The organism is Curtobacterium sp. MCLR17_045, assembly GCF_003234405.1.
Lineage (GTDB): Bacteria > Actinomycetota > Actinomycetes > Actinomycetales > Microbacteriaceae > Curtobacterium > Curtobacterium flaccumfaciens.
In genome coordinates this window covers 1-16,929 of sequence record NZ_QKTB01000032.1, presented here as the reverse complement: position 1 = coordinate 16,929, position 16,929 = coordinate 1, and the positions used below count along the sequence as shown (strand labels likewise).

General features: G+C 72.5%; 18 protein-coding genes and 1 riboswitch. Of the genes, 6 read left to right on the top strand and 12 right to left on the bottom strand.

All coding sequences use genetic code 11. From position 1 onward, the window contains the following. Positions 1-94: 94 nt before the first annotated feature. The 3 genes from DEJ05_RS15470 to DEJ05_RS15460 all read right to left on the bottom strand — a co-directional run bounded on the left by DEJ05_RS15470 (position 95) and on the right by DEJ05_RS15460 (position 4,854). Positions 95-1,618 (bottom strand): MFS transporter, encoded by a 1,524-nt coding sequence (locus DEJ05_RS15470; protein WP_111022220.1) that lies wholly within the window; start codon positions 1,616-1,618, stop codon positions 95-97. Positions 1,619-1,831: 213 nt separating this feature from the next. After that, positions 1,832-2,839, bottom strand: a complete 1,008-nt coding sequence (locus DEJ05_RS15465) for a LacI family DNA-binding transcriptional regulator (protein ID WP_111029363.1) — start codon at positions 2,837-2,839, stop codon at positions 1,832-1,834. Then, entirely contained in the window at positions 2,818-4,854 is a 2,037-nt protein-coding gene (locus DEJ05_RS15460; protein ID WP_111029362.1) for an aldo/keto reductase, read from the bottom strand. The genes DEJ05_RS15465 and DEJ05_RS15460 overlap by 22 nt, the downstream gene beginning before the upstream one ends. Positions 4,855-5,009: 155 nt before the next feature. Here DEJ05_RS15460 and DEJ05_RS15455 point away from each other — a divergent pair, with 155 nt between their 5' ends. Together DEJ05_RS15455 and DEJ05_RS18190 are read left to right on the top strand one after the other, a co-directional pair. Continuing rightward, positions 5,010-5,558: a TetR/AcrR family transcriptional regulator gene (locus DEJ05_RS15455; protein WP_071406283.1), complete on the top strand. Its 549-nt coding sequence runs from the start codon at positions 5,010-5,012 to the stop codon at positions 5,556-5,558. Between the two features lie 66 nt (positions 5,559-5,624). Continuing rightward, entirely contained in the window at positions 5,625-5,795 is a 171-nt protein-coding gene (locus tag DEJ05_RS18190; protein ID WP_017888559.1) for a hypothetical protein, read from the top strand. Positions 5,796-5,896: 101 nt separating this feature from the next. Here DEJ05_RS18190 and ribH read toward each other — a convergent pair whose 3' ends face one another. The 5 genes from ribH to DEJ05_RS18180 all read right to left on the bottom strand — a co-directional run bounded on the left by ribH (position 5,897) and on the right by DEJ05_RS18180 (position 11,352). Further along, positions 5,897-6,376, bottom strand: coding sequence for a 6,7-dimethyl-8-ribityllumazine synthase (ribH, locus tag DEJ05_RS15450; RefSeq protein WP_071406282.1), 480 nt, complete (start codon positions 6,374-6,376; stop codon positions 5,897-5,899). Beyond that, positions 6,373-7,062, bottom strand: coding sequence for a 3,4-dihydroxy-2-butanone-4-phosphate synthase (gene ribB / locus DEJ05_RS15445; protein WP_111029361.1), 690 nt, complete (start codon positions 7,060-7,062; stop codon positions 6,373-6,375). The genes ribH and ribB overlap by 4 nt, the downstream gene beginning before the upstream one ends. Then, positions 7,062-7,715, bottom strand: coding sequence for a riboflavin synthase (locus DEJ05_RS15440; RefSeq protein ID WP_071247477.1), 654 nt, complete (start codon positions 7,713-7,715; stop codon positions 7,062-7,064). The genes ribB and DEJ05_RS15440 overlap by 1 nt, the downstream gene beginning before the upstream one ends. 94 nt (positions 7,716-7,809) lie before the next feature. Continuing rightward, positions 7,810-7,944: riboswitch (FMN riboswitch) on the bottom strand. A 327-nt stretch (positions 7,945-8,271) separates the two neighbouring features. Further along, positions 8,272-9,957, bottom strand: a complete 1,686-nt coding sequence (locus DEJ05_RS18185; protein ID WP_111110956.1) for a hypothetical protein — start codon at positions 9,955-9,957, stop codon at positions 8,272-8,274. An 87-nt stretch (positions 9,958-10,044) separates the two neighbouring features. Continuing rightward, the gene (locus tag DEJ05_RS18180; protein WP_181440746.1) at positions 10,045-11,352 is read right to left on the bottom strand and encodes a hypothetical protein; all 1,308 of its coding nucleotides are present in this window, start codon (positions 11,350-11,352) and stop codon (positions 10,045-10,047) included. A gap of 111 nt (positions 11,353-11,463) precedes the next feature. On the opposite strand from DEJ05_RS18180, the gene DEJ05_RS15425 reads away from it, so the two are divergent. Further along, positions 11,464-11,895: a GNAT family N-acetyltransferase gene (locus tag DEJ05_RS15425; protein ID WP_111110954.1), complete on the top strand. Its 432-nt coding sequence runs from the start codon at positions 11,464-11,466 to the stop codon at positions 11,893-11,895. Between the two features lie 44 nt (positions 11,896-11,939). Here DEJ05_RS15425 and DEJ05_RS15420 read toward each other — a convergent pair whose 3' ends face one another. Next, complete coding sequence (locus tag DEJ05_RS15420) at positions 11,940-12,467, bottom strand: Lrp/AsnC family transcriptional regulator (protein WP_111110952.1); 528 nt, start codon at positions 12,465-12,467, stop codon at positions 11,940-11,942. Between the two features lie 9 nt (positions 12,468-12,476). Next, the gene (locus DEJ05_RS15415; RefSeq protein WP_071405114.1) at positions 12,477-13,043 is read right to left on the bottom strand and encodes a TetR/AcrR family transcriptional regulator; all 567 of its coding nucleotides are present in this window, start codon (positions 13,041-13,043) and stop codon (positions 12,477-12,479) included. A 119-nt stretch (positions 13,044-13,162) separates the two neighbouring features. Between DEJ05_RS15415 and DEJ05_RS15410 the strand changes: the two genes are divergently transcribed. Both DEJ05_RS15410 and DEJ05_RS15405 read left to right on the top strand, forming a co-directional pair. Continuing rightward, entirely contained in the window at positions 13,163-14,638 is a 1,476-nt protein-coding gene (locus DEJ05_RS15410; RefSeq protein WP_111092712.1) for an MFS transporter, read from the top strand. A 174-nt stretch (positions 14,639-14,812) separates the two neighbouring features. Continuing rightward, positions 14,813-15,262 carry a phage holin family protein gene (locus tag DEJ05_RS15405; protein WP_111110949.1) on the top strand — a complete coding sequence of 150 codons (450 nt, stop codon included), beginning with the start codon at positions 14,813-14,815 and terminating at the stop codon, positions 15,260-15,262. A gap of 41 nt (positions 15,263-15,303) precedes the next feature. Here DEJ05_RS15405 and DEJ05_RS15400 read toward each other — a convergent pair whose 3' ends face one another. Both DEJ05_RS15400 and DEJ05_RS15395 read right to left on the bottom strand, forming a co-directional pair. Continuing rightward, a complete protein-coding gene (locus DEJ05_RS15400; protein WP_017888550.1) occupies positions 15,304-15,810 on the bottom strand; it encodes a hypothetical protein in 507 nt (168 codons plus the stop codon). 40 nt (positions 15,811-15,850) lie between these two features. After that, positions 15,851-16,240: a DUF5997 family protein gene (locus DEJ05_RS15395; protein WP_017888549.1), complete on the bottom strand. Its 390-nt coding sequence runs from the start codon at positions 16,238-16,240 to the stop codon at positions 15,851-15,853. Positions 16,241-16,273: 33 nt separating this feature from the next. On the opposite strand from DEJ05_RS15395, the gene DEJ05_RS15390 reads away from it, so the two are divergent. Continuing rightward, on the top strand, positions 16,274-16,929 hold a 656-nt coding region (locus DEJ05_RS15390), incomplete at its 3' end, for a LysR family transcriptional regulator substrate-binding protein (protein WP_220037037.1).

Here is a 16,929-nt window from a genome sequence, read left to right as displayed (position 1 = left end):
GCACTTCGTGAGCAGGAATGGTCGGGTCACGCACGGCGACCCGATCATTCCTGCTCACGAAGCGCAGCGACGCTCGCGGCGCAGCGCAGCGAGCTCAGCGGCGCTTGAGCATGACGAGCGCACCCGCGGCCGCCACCACCATGAGCACCGCGGCGACACCCGCCGTGATCGTCACGCCGGAGTCGAAGGCCGCCCGCGCCGACTCGAGCAGCACCTGCCCGGCGCTGCCGCCGAGCTGCCCCGCCGCGGCGACCGCGCCGCCGAGGGTCTCCTGCGCCGCGACGTGCGCCGCCGAGGACAACCCGTCGGGCACCACGACGTGCGCCCGGTAGGTCGTGGCCAGGATCGTGCCGAGGACCGCGGTGCCGAGCACGGCACCGATCTCGTACGCCGTCTCGGACATCGCCGACGCCGCACCCGCCTTGTCCGCCGGTGCCGTCGAGATGATGAGGTCGTTCGTCACCGTCTCGGACGCCCCGATCCCGATGCCGAGCAGCACGAACGCGAACGCCAGGGCGGCGATGGAGGCGTGGTGTCCGAGGACCGCGACCAGGGCGTACGCCGCCGCCGAGAACAGCAGCGCGACCGACACGACCCAGCGCGGGGCGACACGCGCCACGATCGGCACGACCGCGAGCCCGGCGACGATGGTCAGGACCGACCCCGGGATGAGCACAATGCCGGACGCGAACGGGTCGAGCCCCGCCACGAGCTGCAGGTGCTGGGCGATGAAGAACAGGAACCCGGTGAGCGAGAACATCGCCGCCAGGTTCATCAGCACGCTGCCGGTGAAGGCCGTGCTGCGGAACAGGCGCAGGTCGAGCATCGGCGTGCGGGACCGCAGCTGCCGACGGACGAACGCGATGCCGCAGACGACTCCGACCGCGAGCATGGCGATCGCGAGGCCGCGCTCCTCGGGGTGCACGACCGACTTGATGGCCCAGGCGATCGGTGCGAGCGCGCCGAGGGACAGGAACATGCTCGGCAGGTCGACCGGCCCGGGCATCGGGTCGCGGGACTCCGGCACGCAGAACGGCACGCCGACGAGCATGAGCACGAGGATCGGCACCGCGACCAGGAACACGCTGCCCCAGTGGAAGTGCGCGAGCAGCGCGCCGCCGACGAGCGGGCCGAGCGCGTTGCCGGCCGCGAACATCGTCGACCAGACGGCGAGCGCCATCCGCCGCTCCCCCGCGTCCACGAACACGTTGCGGATGATCGAGAGCGTGGCGGGCATGAGCATCGCGCCGAACACGCCCATCGCGATCCGGGCCGCGACGAGCATCCACGCGTCGGTCGCGAACGCCGCGGCCACCGAGAACAGCGCGAAGCCGGTCGCGCCGATCACCAGGATCCGCCGACGGCCGATGCGGTCACCGATGCTGCCCATCACGACGAGTAGACCGGCGAGCACCAGCGGGTACGCGTCCACGATCCAGAGCTGCGTGGTCGCGTCCGGGTTCAGCGCGCGGCTGATCGACGGCAGCGCGAAGCTCAGGATGGTGTTGTCGACCGAGATGAGCAGGACCGGCAGCATGAGCACGGCGAGCGCGAGGAACCGTCGGGCGCGGCTGCCGGTGACGCGGGTGGCGACGGGGCTGGTGAGCAGTGCGGACACGGCGGACTCCTGGGACTTCGAGCCGGACCAGGTCGACGGCGGGTGGTACGTGGGGCAGACGAGACGGGACGCGGGATGGACACGCGCCCCGTCAGGACTCCGTTAGTGTACCGTCCGGACGGTTTTGGTTGCAAATGCAACTGACGACGGCCGGGAGGCCCGTGCCGGTCCCGCCACGGGCCTTGCGTCGGTCCACTGGTCGCGTCGTCGGGCCTACGCCGATTCGCGGAGCAGCAACCGGTGTCGCACCGTGCGCTCGACGGCCGCGCCCGAGCGCGGCAGCTCGCCCGCGAGCATGCCGAGCGCCAGGTCGAGGGCCTGGCCGGCGACCTCGTCGAGGTCGACGGCCAGCGTGGTGAGCGTCGGCGCGACGAGCGTCCCGAGCGGCAGGCCGTCGACGCCGACCACGCGGACGTCAGCGGGGACGTCGACGCCGGCACGACGACAGGCCGACAGCACGCCGAGCGCCAGCACGTCGTTGAACGCCAGGACCGCATCGACCCGGCGGTGCTCGGCGAGGATCCGTTCGGTCCGTTCGGCACCGGCCTCTGCGGTGGGCGCGGACGCGACGACGAGGTCGGGCAGGTACCCGCGACGCCGGAGTGCCGCGACCATGTGCTCCCCGCGCTGACTCGGCGCGCCGTCGGCGGCGGCGTCGAGCACGACGGGGTGCTTCACCCCGACGTCGACGAGGTGGTCGGCGAGGTCCTCGATCGCGGCGGTCGGGTCGATCCGGACCGCGGCGCGGGTCACCGGCCCCGAGGGGTCGAGCTCGACGACCGGGACCGAGCCGAGCCGTTCGATCCACTCCGGCGCACGGGACCCGAGGTAGCCGATCACGACGTCGGTCTGGGCACCGAGGGACTCCACCATCCGGTCCGAGTCGCTCGCGAGCCCGACGTCGGCGAGCATGACGTTCCACCCGCGGGCGGCGGCCAGGCCGAGCACCGCGGAGGCGAGTGCCGGTGCGTAGGGGTTCCGCAGGTCGTTGACGACGAGCCCGAGCTGGTGGTCGCCACCCGTGACGAGCCCGCGGCCGAACCGTGACGGACGGTAGTCGAGCGCAGCCGCGGCCTGGAGCACGCGGTCCTTGGTCGCCGCGCTGATGCCGGACATGCCGTTCATCGCGCGGGTGACGGTCTGCCGGGACACCCCGGCGGCCGCGGCGACGTCGATGATCGTCGCGCGGCCGCCCGGGGTCAGGCGCGGAGGTCCAGCCATGCCACCTGTTCCGGGGAGAGGTCGACGGAGAGGCCGGTCATGGACGACCGGGCCTCCGCGATCGTACGGGGTCCGAAGAGCGGGAACGTCGGGAACGGCTGGTTGAGCACGTACGCCAGGGCGATCGCCGTCGCGGGGACGCCGAACTGCGTGCCGAGTTCCCGCGCACGCCGGAGCCGCTCGAAGTTGTCGTCCGAGTAGTAGCAGCGGACGAGTTCGGCGTCGCTGGTGTCCTCGGGCGTCGCGCGGCCGGTGAAGAAGCCGCGGGCCTGCGACGACCACGGCAGCAGCGGGACCTGGCGTTCCTCGAGCCAGGCCTTCGATGCCGCATCGGTCGCGTGTTCGCAGCCGTCCCACGGCACGTCGTACGCCTCGGCGAGACCGAAGTGGTTGCTGAGCACCTCGAACCCGTGCTTGCCGTTGGCCCGTGCGTAGGCATTCGCCTCGTCGAACCGTGCCGGGGTCCAGTTCGAGCCGCCGTAGACGCGGATGCGGCCGGCCCGGCGGTGTTCGTCGAGCACGTCGACGAACTCCCCCACCGGGATGTCGGGGTTGTCGCGGTGCATCATGTAGATGTCCGCGTAGTCGGTGCCCTGGCGCTCGAGGCTCTCGAGCAGCTGCCGGGTGATCGACTCCGGGTCACAGTGCGGGGTGTGGGCCCCCTTCGTGATGACGACCACGTCCTCGCGGATCCCCCGGTTCTGGATCCACCTGCCGAGCCGGCCCTCGAGGACACCGCCGCCGTAGATGTAGCCGGTGTCGAAGACGTTGCCGCCCTGCTCGACGAACAGGTCGAAGATCGCGCTGGCGTGTGCCAGGTCGGGCTGGTTGTCGACGCCCATCACCAGGCGGGACATCCGCTTGCCGACGCCCGGCACCTCGCCGTAACGCATCGGGTTGCCGTCCTGCACGGTGAGCGGTCGGCCGGACACCGTCGGGATGTCGGCGGTCTCGGCCTCGAAGGGGTAGCGCAGGCCGATCGCCGCGCGCCACCTGTCGAGCGTGCGGGTGGTGGCGAGGGTCTCGTCGATGGTCATCTGCGCCGCCTCGACCGCACCGGCACGCAGGGCGTCGGTGGTGGCGTCGGCTTCTCGGGCGTAGGGGTGCTCACCCGCGAACGACAGCGAGCGAGGGGGTTCGTCGACGGTGTGGATCTCGATGGTGGGATCGTCGCCCAGGGTCCACGGGTCGGTGAGCACGATGCGACCGCGCGAGCCGGACACCGACACGGCGTTGTCGTCCTGCACGAAGACGCCGGTCCGGACCGTCGCCGTGATCCCGCCCCGGTAGGTGAGCTGCGCGACCGTCCACTCGTCGACCCCGGTCGGCCCGAGCGTGCCCGTGGCGGTGAGGTCCACCGGTTCGGCGACGGCAACCCCGGTGGCGGCCTGCACGATCGCCGCGGCCATCGTCACCGGGTACCCGCCGACGTCGAGGATCCCGCCGCCGGCGGTGTCGACGTCGAACAGGCGACCGGTGCGCTCGCCCGTCCGGAACGCGAACGAGGCGTCGACGTGGGTCACGTCGCCGATCGCGCCGTCGCGGATCAGGTCGAGCAGTGCCGCGGTCTGCGGGTGGAAGCGGTACATGAACGCCTCGACGAGCGGCAGGCCGGCCTGGCGCGCGGCGTCGGTGAGTGCCATCGCGGTGCCGTGGTTCACGGCGAGGGGCTTCTCGCACAGGACGGCCTTGCCGGCCTCGAGTGCGGCGAGCACGAGCCGGGCGTGACCGGTGTGCACGGTCGACACGTAGACGGCGTCCACCCGCGGGTCGGCGAGGACCTCGTCGTAGGTCCCGGCGGTCACGTCCGTGAACCCGTACCCGGCGGCCTCGTCGGCGAAGACCTGCGCCCGCTCGGCGGACGAACTGCCGGCCGCGACCAGGACGCCCCCGCTGGCGGGCAGCTGCGAGAGGAAGCGTCGGGCGATGCCGCCGGGGCCGAGGACAGCCCACCCGGGGCGGTCGGTGGTGGTCGAGGTCGGGGTGGTGGCGGTGTTCGCCGTCTGCGCTGACATGCGGGTCCTTGTCGTCTCGTGAACCTTCACGGTCGGTTCGACGCTAGCGGGCGCCAGAGCGATCGGCAATGGTCCTGCGGCTATTCGTGAGCGTTCACGGCGACCACGGGTCAGCTGGCGTCCGCGCCCCCCGGAACTGCTCCTAGACTCTCGGCATGGCCAGTGCCCGCGACCGTGTCCTCGACAGCTTCGTCGCCATCGTGTGCGAGGAAGGCGAGCGTCCCGCCACGCTCGACGCCGTCGCCGCGCGCGCCGGCGTCTCGAAGGGCGGGCTGCTCTACCACTTCGGCTCCAAGGCCGCCCTGGTCGAGGGGCTCTGCGAACGCCTGTCCGACCTGTCCGCGATCGACGTCGAGCGCATGCAGGACGCCGAGGACGGTGCCGCGCGCTACTTCGTCCGCAACTGCCTGTTCGTCGGCAGCGAGCTGGACCTCGCCCTGCTCGCCGCGAGCCGCCTGCAGCAGGCCGGTTACGAAGAGGCCGGACGCACCCTCGACGACACCGAGAACGCCTGGCTCGCCACCCTCGTCGACGCCCTCGGCGACGAGCCGACCGCGCAGGCCGTCAAGCTCCTCGGCGACGGGCTGTACCACCAGGCCTCACTCGGTGCCGCGAGCGAGGTGCGACCGAAGCGGGGCAGCGTCGACATGGAGACCCTGCTCACCGTCGTCGACCGTCTGATCGCGACGCGACCCGGAGCGTGAACCGGCACACCCCCGGCTGGGGATAGACTGGGGAACGATCCACTCGTCGACACCCGGAGGTATCCCGTGGGCCGCGTCATCGCCGCTGTTTTCTCGATCCTGCTGCTGCTGGTGTCGATGTACCTGTTCGGGTTCGCCTTCCAGGTCGAGTCGGGCCAGGCCTTCGTCTTCATGGCCGGCGTGCTCCTGATGAGCCTCTCCTTCTTCCTGCCGATCCACGTGTTCGGCAAGCGCTAGCCAGCAAGCACCGCCGCTGACCAGCAAGCACTGATCAGCACACACAGAACGGCCCCGCACCTCACCGGTGCGGGGCCGTTCTGTGTGGCGTGTCCGGCGCCTCAGACCGGGAGGCGCAGGGACCGCAGCGTCACCGCGGTGCTGATCGCCGCGTGTGCGGCCTCGGCGCCCTTGTCCTCCTTGGAGTCGGGCAGCCCGGCGCGGTCGAGTCCCTGCTGCTCGTCGTCCAGCGTGAGCACGCCGAACCCGACGGGCTTGCCGGTGTCGATCGCGACCTGCGTCAGGCCGCTCGTCGCAGCACCCGAGACGTACTCGAAGTGCGGGGTGCCGCCGCGGATGATGACGCCGAGCGCGACCGCCGCGTCGAAACCGGCCTCGAGCGCGGTCTTCGCGACCACGGGCAGCTCGAAGCTGCCGGGGACGGGGATGACCTCGGCCGTCGCCCCGAGCCGCTCGACCTCGCGCTGTGCGCCGGCCAGCAGGCCCGCGGCGATGGTGTCGTGCCACTGTCCGGCGATGACGGCCACCCGGATCCCGGTGCCGTCGACCTGATCGCGGTCCGCCGCGCCTGCTCCGCTCATCGTGTCGTTCCTTCCGTGGGCGCTGCGGTCGCTGCCGCCGCCCGGTCTGCCGCGTCCAGCCACTCGGCGAGCGCGGCGATGGTGATGACGGGCACGCCCTCGCGTGCCCCGAGTCCGACGAGCGCCGGCAGCCGCATCATGCTGCCGTCCTCGTCGACGATCTCGCAGATCGCCGCAGCGGGCCGGAGTCCGGCTGCTGTGACGAGCTCGATCGCTGCTTCGGTGTGCCCGGCGCGCTCCCGGACCCCGCCCGGTCGTGCGCGCAGGGGCACCACGTGTCCGGGTCGGTGCAGGTCGTCGCGCACCGAGGTCGGGTCGGCGAGGACCCGCAGCGTCCGGGCGCGGTCGTGGGCGCTGATGCCGGTGGTCACGCCGACGGCGGCGTCGACGGTGACCGTGTAGGCCGTGCCGCGGACGTCCTCGTTGTGCGCCACCATCGGCGGCAGGTCGAGGGCGTCGGCGATCTCGGTGCTGAGCGGCGCGCAGATGAACCCGGACGAGTGCGCGACGGTCCACGCGATCCACTCCGGCGAGGCGAGCTCGGCGGACAGGATGACGTCACCCTCGTTCTCACGGTCCTCGTCGTCGACGACGATCACCGGGCGCCCGGCGGCGATCGACGCGATCGCGGCCTCGATGCTCGACAACCCGAGTGCCTGCGGGACGGCACCGGCCTCGGCGACCATCACCGGGCCTCCGATCCGACGGTCTCGAGCGACTGCGCCGCGGCGTCGAGCCGCAGCATGCGGCGGACGTGCCGTGCCAGGACGTCGGTCTCGACGTTCACCCGGTCACCCGGCACGCGGAGCCCGAGCGTCGTCGCCTCGAGCGTCTCGGGGATCAGGCTCACCTCGAACCAGGCCGCGTCGGGCGCGGTGTCCTCGGGTGAGACCGCGCTGACCGTGAGCGAGACGCCGTCGAGTGCGATCGAGCCCTTGTCGACCACGAGCGGGCTGAGTGCGGGCGCGAGCGAGAACCGCACGCGTCGCCAGCCGTCACCGTCGGCCGTCTCGAGCACCGTGGCGGTGCCGTCGATGTGGCCCTGCACGATGTGCCCGCCCAGGCGGTCACCCACCGAGGCGGCGCGCTCGAGGTTCAGGCGGTCCCCCACCCGGAGTGCACCGTGGGCGCTCATGTCGAGGGTCTGCTTCATGACGAAGGCGGTGAAGGTCTCGGGGGTCTGCTCGACGACGGTCAGGCAGACACCACTCGTCGCGATCGAGTCGCCGTGCCGGGCGTCCTGCACGACAACGGGGCCGTGGACGGTGAGCGCGACGGAGTCGCCCTGCTGCTCGACGGCGGTGACGGTGCCGAGTTCCTCGATGATGCCGGTGAACACTGGTGTCCTCTCAACGGGACTCCGGGGGCGTTCGACGATCGTCGGCATCGACGGACGGGTCGCACCCCACGGGTCGTGGGGTCGTCCTGTCCGCCCAGCGCGCCTCCCATCCGGACTTTCACCGTCGGTCCCGGAATCCCACCGGGTCAACCTCTGTCGGGTTCGCACCCGTCATCAGTTCGTGGACTGTCACCACCGGCTCGGAATTACACCGACCCCGGAGCGCTTGCGTAGTCGGAACGATACCCCAGGCCGCTGACGGCCGCGCCACGGTGGCAGCGCCGTCGTAACCGGGCGTCTCCCCCGGGCGCGGTCAGCACGTGGCACCCGCGGTGTCCGGCGTCCGCGTCCGGCGTCCGCGTCCGGCGTCCGCACTGCGACGATGCACGAGTCGATCGACGAGCGGTCCGTCGGAACATGCATACGCATCCGATGCGCCGACATGTTCCGACAGGACATCCGTCGATCCTCCGGTGTTCTGTCGTGGAACGCGCACGCCCCTCCGCGCACGGTGATGAGGGGCGCCACGGTGTGACGCCCCTCGATCACCCGCCGGTCAGTGCCGGCGACGGAGCACGAGCGTGCCCGCTCCGGCGAGGAGCAGCAGGAGCGCGAACCCGGCGGGCAGGACCGGCGAGCCGGCTCCCGTGTAGGCGAGCTCCGGCTGGCCGGCACCGGCCGCGGCGGCTGCCGCGACGGTCCCGGCGCTGGTGCGGACCCCGCTGGTGGCAGCGGTCGTGGTGGTCACCACACCCGCAGTGGAGGCCCGGGTCGGCTCGACGACGCCGACCACGCCCACCGGGATGGTCGCCGTGCCGGGCGTGGTGCCGGTGTCGGTGCCCGTCCCGTCGGTGGGGACGGTGCCCGGGTCGGTACCGGGGTCCGTACCGGGGTCGGTGCCCGGGTCGGTGCCGGGGTCCGTGCCAGGGTCGGTGCCGGGGTCCGTGCCCGGGTCCGTGCCCGGGTCGGTCCCGGGGTTCGTGCCGGTGCCGGGGGTGGTGCTGGTGCCGTCACCGACGATGCCGATCCCGTTGCCGCCGATCGTGATCGGCAGGCTGATCACCGGGGTGACCTGGGTGCCGGAGAGCAGGCCGCCGTCGCCGGAGGTCGAACCGCCGGTCGTCGGGGTCGTCGTGCCGGTGGCCGGAGCCGTCGTGCCGCCGGTGCTCGTGCCGTCACCGAGGACGCCGATGCCGTTGCCACCGATCGTCACCGGGACGTCGACGACCGGGGACACCTGCGTACCCGAAGCCGTTCCGTCCGAACCCGAGGTGGTACCACCGGTCGCCGGAGCGGTCCCGGTACCCGTGCCCGAGCCAGCAGCGGGCGCCGTGCCCGTCGCGGTCCCATCACCGAGGACACCGATGCCGTTGCCACCGATCGTCACCGGGACGTCGACGACCGGGGACACCTGCGTACCCGAAGCCGTGCCGTCCGAACCCGAGGTCGCACCACCGGCCGCCGGAGCAGTTCCGGTACCCGTGCCCGCAGCGGGCGCCGTGCCCGTCGCGGTCCCGTCACCGAGGACGCCGATGCCGTTGCCACCGATCGTCACCGGGACGTCGACCAGGCCGGTCACCTGGGTGCCGGAGAGCAGTCCGTCGGTGCCCGAGGTGGTGGGCGCCGACGGGGCTTCGGCAGCCGGTGCCGGGGTCGTCGCCGTCGGGGCGGTCGACGTCGAGGTGCCGTCGCCGAGGACGCCGATCCCGTTGCCGGACACCGTCACGGGGACGGTCACGGTCGGGGCGACCTGGGTGCCGGAAGCGGTGCCGTCCTCGCCCGAGGTGCTCGGAGCGGGAGCGGCGGGAGCGGCAGGAGCCGGAGCGGGGGCAGCAGGCGCCGGAGCCGGAGCAGCCGCGGGTGCGGCGGCCGAGACCGCGTCACCGGCGACGGCAACGGCGTTGCCGCCGACCGTCACCGGTGCCGCGACGTCCGGCACCACCTGGGTGCCCGAGAGCGTGCCGTCCTCGCCCGAGGTGCTGGGGGCAGGAGCGGTCGTGGCTGGAGCAGTCGCCGGAGCGGCGGGCGTGGACCCCGTCGCCGTCGACACCGCGTCGCCGAGCACGGCGATCGCGTTGCCGCCGAGGGACACCGGGGCGTCGACGGCGGGGGCCACCTGGGTGCCCGAGACGGTGCCGTCGGCACCGGATGTCGTGGCCGCGTTCGCCGCAGCCGTGCCGCCGAGCGTGAGCCCGCCGACGAAGAGGGCGAACCAGAGCCCTCTGGAGACGTACTTGTTCATGGTCGTACTCCCTGATCGAGATCGTCACCGACCGCGGACGCAGCCGGGATGTGTGCGTGCCTGCCGTGGTGGACAGGCGCACCGATCTCAGTCAGGAGCGACGTCGTGCTCGCCCACGACCGATGCGGGGACCGCGTCGTCGGAGAGCGTGCCGCGAGACCCCGCGGCGAGGGAGACGATGTCGTCGGTCGAGCCGACGATGCCGACGGCTGCTGCGCCGCCGGAGGTCGAGGAGGCACTGCCACCGAGCACGCCGGCGTCGGCTCCGTCGAACGGGAGCCCGTGGCCCTCGCCGTCCGCGGGGACGAGCAGCGCGTGTCCGCCGAGGGTCGCGTCCTGCACATCGACGGCCGGGACGACCGGGCCGACCGTTGCCGTCGTGGCGGCTACGTCGACGGACTCGGACTGGCGGAGTCCGGCTGCGCGGTCGCCCACGGCATCAGCAGCGACGACGCGCGCGGATGCGGGTGTGGGTGCGGTGGGCACCGTGGCGCCCTGCGGGGCGACGGTTCCGGGCCGGACGGGTGTGTTCGCGACCGGCACCGACGGGACGGGCCCGGCGGACGGGTTCGAGCCGCCGCCCACCGGGAGCGCGGGGACGTCGACGACGGGGTCCGTGCCTCCTGGCAGGGTGCCGCCGACGGACGGGACGACGCCCTCGACCACGTCAGGGACGGTGCCGACGGTCGTGCCGACCGAGCCGAGCGTGTCGTCGACCAGGCCCGTGACCGGACCGGTGACGGTGCCAAGGGTGTCGTCGCCGAGGACCGTGCCGACCACCGGGACGCTGCCGACCACGTCGTCGACGGTGTCGACGACAGCGGTCACCGGGCGCGCGTCGGTGACGCGTTCCACGGTGCCGGTGACGGGGCGCAGGACGGTCGCGACGGTGTCGGTGACCGGCCTGGAGGCGCTGCTCACCTGGTCGACGACCTGTCGCACCGGGCGCGTGGCCGGGTGGGCCGCAGGGGCGGTCGTGGTCGGCTGGGCAGCCGGTGTGGTCGCGACCGGAGCGGGGCTCGACGGCGCGGGGGTTGCGGGAGCCGGAGCGGGTGCTGCTGGAGCCGGAGCGGGAGCCGGTGCGGGCGCTGCGGGCACCGGAGCAGGTGCGGGCGCGGGGGCCGGAGCGGGCGCAGCAGGTGCAGGTGCCACGGCCTTGCGGACGGGATCCGTCACGCCGCCGACGACCTTGCCGACCTCGCCGGTCACGCCCTGCACGGTGCCGCCGACGCCGTCGACGACGCTGCCGACGAGTCCGCGCTGCTCGGTCGGTGCGGCGGAGGCCGGTCGCGCGCCGAACAGCAGGGACAGCAGCACGAGGGCGGCGAGGGTCCCGACGCCCAGCAGGACGATGCGGAGTGCGGCGCGCCAGGGTGCGCGCAACGGGTGGTCCATGCGCTCACTTCCTGATCTCGGCTGCGCACGTAGAGTGGTTGACCGGAAATGTACGCCGATCCGGTCCGGAACACACCCTGTTTCGGAAGAAATTCTCAGGAAGGGCCGTCCGTGGTCTCGATCTTCAACGCTCCGACCCGCAACCTGGACATCGTCACGCTGCACGAGATCCTGCGGCTCCGCCAGGACGTCTTCGTCGTCGAGCAGGAAGCCGCGTACGGCGACATCGACGGCCGTGACCTCGAGCCCGGCACCGTGCAGTTCTGGGCCGGCAACGGTTCGGTGGACGCGACGCTCCGCCTGCTCCGCGAGCCCGACGGCACCGAGCGCATCGGCCGGGTCGCCACCGCGAAGCACGCCCGCGGCCAGGGCCTCGGCGCGCAGCTCATGGAGGCCGCGATCGCCGAGTCGCGCTCGCCGAGCATCGCCCTCGGCGCCCAGTCGCACCTGGAGCAGTGGTACAGCCGCTTCGGCTTCGTGCGCTCGGGCGACGAGTACCTGGAGGACCGCATCCCGCACATCCCGATGACCCGGAAGCGCTGACCCGACGGCGCTGTTCCGATGGCGCTGATCAGGGGTTCCGCGCGTCAGGCCCGCCAGCGCCGGAGTTCGTCGAAGGAGCGGCCCTGGGTGGCCCGGTCGGCGACGAGGCGTTCGAACACGATGTTCGTCTGCGTCGTCGCCACCGAGGGGTCACCGCTGAGCTCGTCGGCGACGAAGTCGCGGAGCTGCTCGGTCGACTCGCACGCGATGTGCACGAGGAAGTCCTTGTCCCCCGCCAGGAACGAAACGTCCTGCACGACAGGCACCCGCAGGAGGCGCTTGGCGAAGTCCCGCAGTTCGTGGCGGGCCGCGGCGTGCACCCGGACGGACACCATCGCCTCGATCGAGAACCCGAGCCGGGCGACGTCCACCTCGGCCCGGTAGCCGCGGATCACCCCGGCGTCCTCGAGCGCGCGGACCCGTGCCAGGCAGGTCGACGGCGCGATGCCGACGGCGGCCGCGAGCCGGTTGTTCGGGATCCGGGCGTCGGCCGACAGCGTCCAGAGGAGGCGCTCGTCGACCTCGTCGAGGCGCGGAGCGGGGTCGGGGCGACGTGCGGGACGGTCGGACACGCCTCGACGCTACCGCGACGGCGCGAGCAGGGCGCGGAGGGCGTCCTCGAGCGCGGCCGACACGACGGCGTCGTCGGCGGATGCCAGCGGTTCCACCGCGGTGGACTGCCGGAGCATCGACATCCCGAGCACCACCGCCAGCGCGATCTCGGCACGGACGAGCAGCTCCTCGGACCCGGCGCCGCCGACCGTGCCCGCGAGCCGTTCGGCGTACCGGCGCAGCGTCTCACGGCGGATGGCATCGGCGCCGTCGTCGCCGGAGGACCGGAGCAGGAGCATCAGCTGCAGGGAGTCGTCGTCGGTCGGGGCGCGCACGATGTGCGTGATGATGCCCGTCAGCGCCCGTTCGAGGCCCTGCTGGCTCGTCTCCTCGGCTCCGAGGTCGCGCACGACGCGGTCGAGGCAGGCGCGGAAGAGCCCCTCCTTCGAGCCAAAGTACCGGTTGATGAGGGCGACGTTCACCCCGGCGTCCCCGGCGATGTCACGGACGGTCGTCGCGCGGTACCCGTCGAAGGCGAACCGACGCCGGGCGGCCTGCACGAGCAGGAGTCGGGTGGCCGCGGCGTCCTTGCTCATGGAGCGCAGCCTAGCGGTCCTCACAGGGATGTAAGCAAGCGTTGACATGCTCAACCGAGCGCGTACGCTCGTCATGTCAGCAATTGTTTACATCGACGACCACGACGACACGGAGCACGATGACCGACACCATGCAGAGCCCGCGGACCGGCTCGCACCCCACCACCGACGGACGCCGTCCGAACAGCACGGCGATCATCGTCTACCTGTCCCTCGGCGGCCTGTCCTTCGCGGTCCTGCAGTCGCTGGTCGCCCCGGCGCTCTCGACCATCGGGCAGGACCTCGGCGCCTCCACCAGTGCGACGAGCTGGGTGCTCACCGCGTACCTGCTCTCTGCCTCGGTGCTCACGCCGATCCTCGGTCGCCTCGGCGACATGATCGGCAAGCGCAAGGTCCTCATCGTCGTGCTGTCGATCCTGCTCGTCGGCGCCGTGCTCGCCGCCCTCGCACCGAACCTCGGCGTCCTGATCGTCGGGCGCGCGCTGCAGGGTGCGGCCGGAGCCGTGATGCCGCTGTCGATCGGCATCGTCCGTGACGAGCTGCCGAAGGAGAAGGTCAGCGTCACGATCGGTCTGCTGTCGGCGATCTTCGGCATCGGTGCCGGTGTCGGCATCGTCGCGGCCGGGCCCATCGTCGAGCACCTGTCGTGGCACTGGCTGTTCTGGCTCCCCGCCGTGCTCGTCGTCATCGCACTGCTCGGTGCGGTCTTCGGGATGCCGGAGTCCCCGGTCCGGAAGCCCGGTCGCCTGGACATGGCTGGCACGTTCGTCCTCGCGGTGTCACTCGTCGCGATCCTGCTCGCCGTCAGCGAGGGCGAGACCTGGGGCTGGGGCGACGGCAAGACCATCGGCCTGCTGGTCCTCGGCGCCGTCGCACTGGTCGTGTTCGTCCTGGTCGAGCTCCGGGTCGCCGAGCCGCTCATCGACGTCCGGCTCTTCGCGGTCCGCGGCGTCTGGACCGCCCACGTCGTCGCACTCGTCTTCGGGTTCGCGATGTTCGGCACCTTCGTCCTCGTGCCGACGCTGCTGCAGCTCCCGACGGCGCTCGGCTACGGCTTCGGCAAGGACGTCACGCAGGCCGGTCTCTTCCTGCTGCCGACCGTCGTGATGATGGTCGTCGCCGGGCCGATCGCGGGCATCCTGGTGCGCAAGGTCGGCCCGAAGCCGCCGATGCTCATCGGCGGGTTCGCCATCGTCGCCGCGTTCGTGCTGCCGGCGATCGCACACGCCGAGCTGTGGCAGGTGGTGGCCTCCGGCGTCCTGACCGGCATCGGCATCGGCATGGCCCTCGCCGCCTGCTCGAACGCGATCATCGAGAGCGTCCCCGCGAACCAGACCGGTGAGGCCATCAGCGCCAACACGGTCGTCCGGACCATCGGCTCGAGCGTCGGCACCGCAGTCATCGCCGCGCTGATCACCTCGCACAGCACGCCGCAGGGACTGCCGACCGACGACGCCTTCACCATCGGATTCTGGGCGTGCACCGGTGTGGCGGTCGTGGCCGTGCTCGCCGCGCTCGCCGCGCCGTCCATGCGTGCCCGCCGCGCAGCGGCCGCCGCCCGTGGGATCGACGACCTCGAGGAGGTCGCCGAGTAGGGCCGTGGGCCCGACCACCCGGGAGGCCCGTCCAGCGTCGACGACGCGGGGCGGGCCTCCCGTCCGTTGCGCAACCTGGGAACGCACCGGGCGCACGCGAGTCAGCGTGACGATCATCGGACCGGTCGCGTCCCGTCAGGGGACGCGGACCGCCGCGCCCGGACAGGAGACCCCATGAGCAGCACCGACCACGACGACACCACCACTCCCGGACGGCCGTCGATCCGCGACACCGTGACCGCCGGACTCGTGCAGAAGGCCCTCGAGCCGGTGCTGCGCGCCGTGCGCGAGGAGGTCGCCTCGGCGCGGCGCGAGATCGGCGAGCGCGCGAGCGGTGCGAAGACCGGGCTGGTGCTCACCGGTGTCGCTGTCGGGTTCGCCCTGACGACCCTGGTCGCGCTGGCCGGCTTCGCGGTGGCGCTGCTCGCCCTCGCGCTGCCGCTGTGGGCGGCGACCGGGATCACCTTCGTCGTGTTCGCGATCGTGACCGCGATCCTGTTCGTCGTCGGCCTGCGCGGGATCCGACGCGGTGTGCCGCCGGTGCCGAAGGACACGATCCAGGCGGCGAAGCAGCGGGTGACGCACGCGGCGGACGCCCCGACGGACGGTGCCGCGCGCGACTGACGCAACCGCTCCCGCCGTCGCTGCCGCCGGCACGGTCTGGGCTACATCGCCAGGGTCATGCCCACCACAGCGACGGTCATCGCGAAGACCTCGCCGCTGCGGACGGCCCGCCGGTCCTCGCGGCCCCACTCGTACCGGAGCAGCCAGCCGCTGAACGCGCAGTAGCCGATCACGCCGGCGCCGAGCACCGCGGACAGGGCGATGCCGTGCCCGGCGTGGTCGCCGGCGACACCCGAGGCGTGGCCCATCAGCAGCATCCCCGCCATCACGACGGCGGACAGCGCGCGGTGGACGTCCATCGGCTCCGCGCGGCGACCGTCGGCGCGGCGGCGACGCATCACGGGCAACGGCGCGAGCAGGAGCAGGAGGGTCGCGGCGAACAGGGTCCACACCGCTCCGGCGTCGACGACGGGCATGAGCATCGCGACGAGCATCACGCCGGCCGGCACGATGACGCCCGGGCGCGGTCGGTAGCGGTCACCGACGATGCAGCACACGGACGCGAACTGCGGCACGACGAGCATGGCGTCGGCGACGGTCTCGTGCACGTGCTGCGTCCTCGGTGCGGCGGAGTGGTGCGGGGTGGGGTCAGTCCTCGGCGCGGGCAGCGGCCTTGGCGGCGCGCTCCTGCTTCACACGGGCGTTCTCGGCGTGCACGGCGGCCTGCGTCGCACGCTCACGGACGAGCCACTCGGGCTTCTGCTCGAGCAGCGTCTTGATGTCCGCCGTGGTCAGTGCGTCGTCGATCCCCGCGCGGCTCAGGCCGGAGATGGAGATGCCGAGCTTCTGCGCCACGACGGGTCGCGGGTGCGGGCCGTCGCGTCGGAGGTCCTCGAGCCAGGTCGGGGGTTCGGTGCGGAGCTCGTCGAAGGCGGTCCGCGTGAGGGGAGCGCTCTGGAAGGACTCCGGAGCCGCCGTCAGCAAGATGCCGAGCTTCTTCGCAGCCGTCTCGGGCTTCATGGTCTGTTCCTGCGCCATGAGGACAAGGGTACGGCCCCTATGCTCGTCTGCATGACCGCGGCTCTCACCATCGCCTTCGTGCCGGGGGTCTCCCCCGCAAAGTGGGCCCGTGTCTGGCGGGAACGCTTCCCCTCCATCGAGCTCCGGCTGCGGCCGATCGGCGCCGACGACGTCGACGACACGCTGGCCGGCGAGGCCGACATGGTCTTCGCACGCATGCCCGTGTCCGAGCAGCACAACGCCATCCTGCTCTGGACCGAGACGGCCGTCGTCGCGATGCCCAAGGACTCCCCCCTCGCCGGACTCGCCGAGGTCGACCTCGCCGACGCCGAGGTCCACGTGATCGACGCCGGCCCGGTGCCCGCCGACATCGACGGATCGCTCGACCTGGTCGAGGCGAACGTCGGCGTCGTCGTGCTCCCCCAGTCACTGTTCCGCGCCGCCAGCCGCAAGGACCTGGTGGGTCGTCCGCTCATGGACGCCCAGGGCACGCGCATCGCGCTGGTCTGGCGGGACGAGGACGCCACCGAGACCACCGAGGAGTTCATCGGCGTGGTGCGCGGGCGGACCGCCAACAGTTCGCGCCAGCCAGGAGGCCCGGATCGCGACGGCGACGACGACTCGCGTCCGGCTCGTGGCAGCGCCAAGGCCGGGTCGGGTGCCAAGGGTTCGTCCGGCGGGTCGGGTGGGTCCGGCGGGTCGGGTGG

Coding starts and splice junctions, on each gene's coding strand:
- DEJ05_RS15465 (WP_111029363.1), bottom strand. CDS start 2,839: ATGGCTGGACCTCCGCGCCTGACCCCGGGCGGCCGCGCGACGATCATC.
- DEJ05_RS15460 (WP_111029362.1), bottom strand. CDS start 4,854: ATGTCAGCGCAGACGGCGAACACCGCCACCACCCCGACCTCGACCACC.
- DEJ05_RS15455 (WP_071406283.1), top strand. CDS start 5,010: ATGGCCAGTGCCCGCGACCGTGTCCTCGACAGCTTCGTCGCCATCGTG.
- ribH (WP_071406282.1), bottom strand. CDS start 6,376: ATGAGCGGAGCAGGCGCGGCGGACCGCGATCAGGTCGACGGCACCGGG.
- ribB (WP_111029361.1), bottom strand. CDS start 7,062: ATGGTCGCCGAGGCCGGTGCCGTCCCGCAGGCACTCGGGTTGTCGAGC.
- DEJ05_RS18185 (WP_111110956.1), bottom strand. CDS start 9,957: ATGAACAAGTACGTCTCCAGAGGGCTCTGGTTCGCCCTCTTCGTCGGC.
- DEJ05_RS18180 (WP_181440746.1), bottom strand. CDS start 11,352: ATGGACCACCCGTTGCGCGCACCCTGGCGCGCCGCACTCCGCATCGTC.
- DEJ05_RS15415 (WP_071405114.1), bottom strand. CDS start 13,043: ATGAGCAAGGACGCCGCGGCCACCCGACTCCTGCTCGTGCAGGCCGCC.
- DEJ05_RS15410 (WP_111092712.1), top strand. CDS start 13,163: ATGACCGACACCATGCAGAGCCCGCGGACCGGCTCGCACCCCACCACC.
- DEJ05_RS15405 (WP_111110949.1), top strand. CDS start 14,813: ATGAGCAGCACCGACCACGACGACACCACCACTCCCGGACGGCCGTCG.
- DEJ05_RS15395 (WP_017888549.1), bottom strand. CDS start 16,240: ATGGCGCAGGAACAGACCATGAAGCCCGAGACGGCTGCGAAGAAGCTC.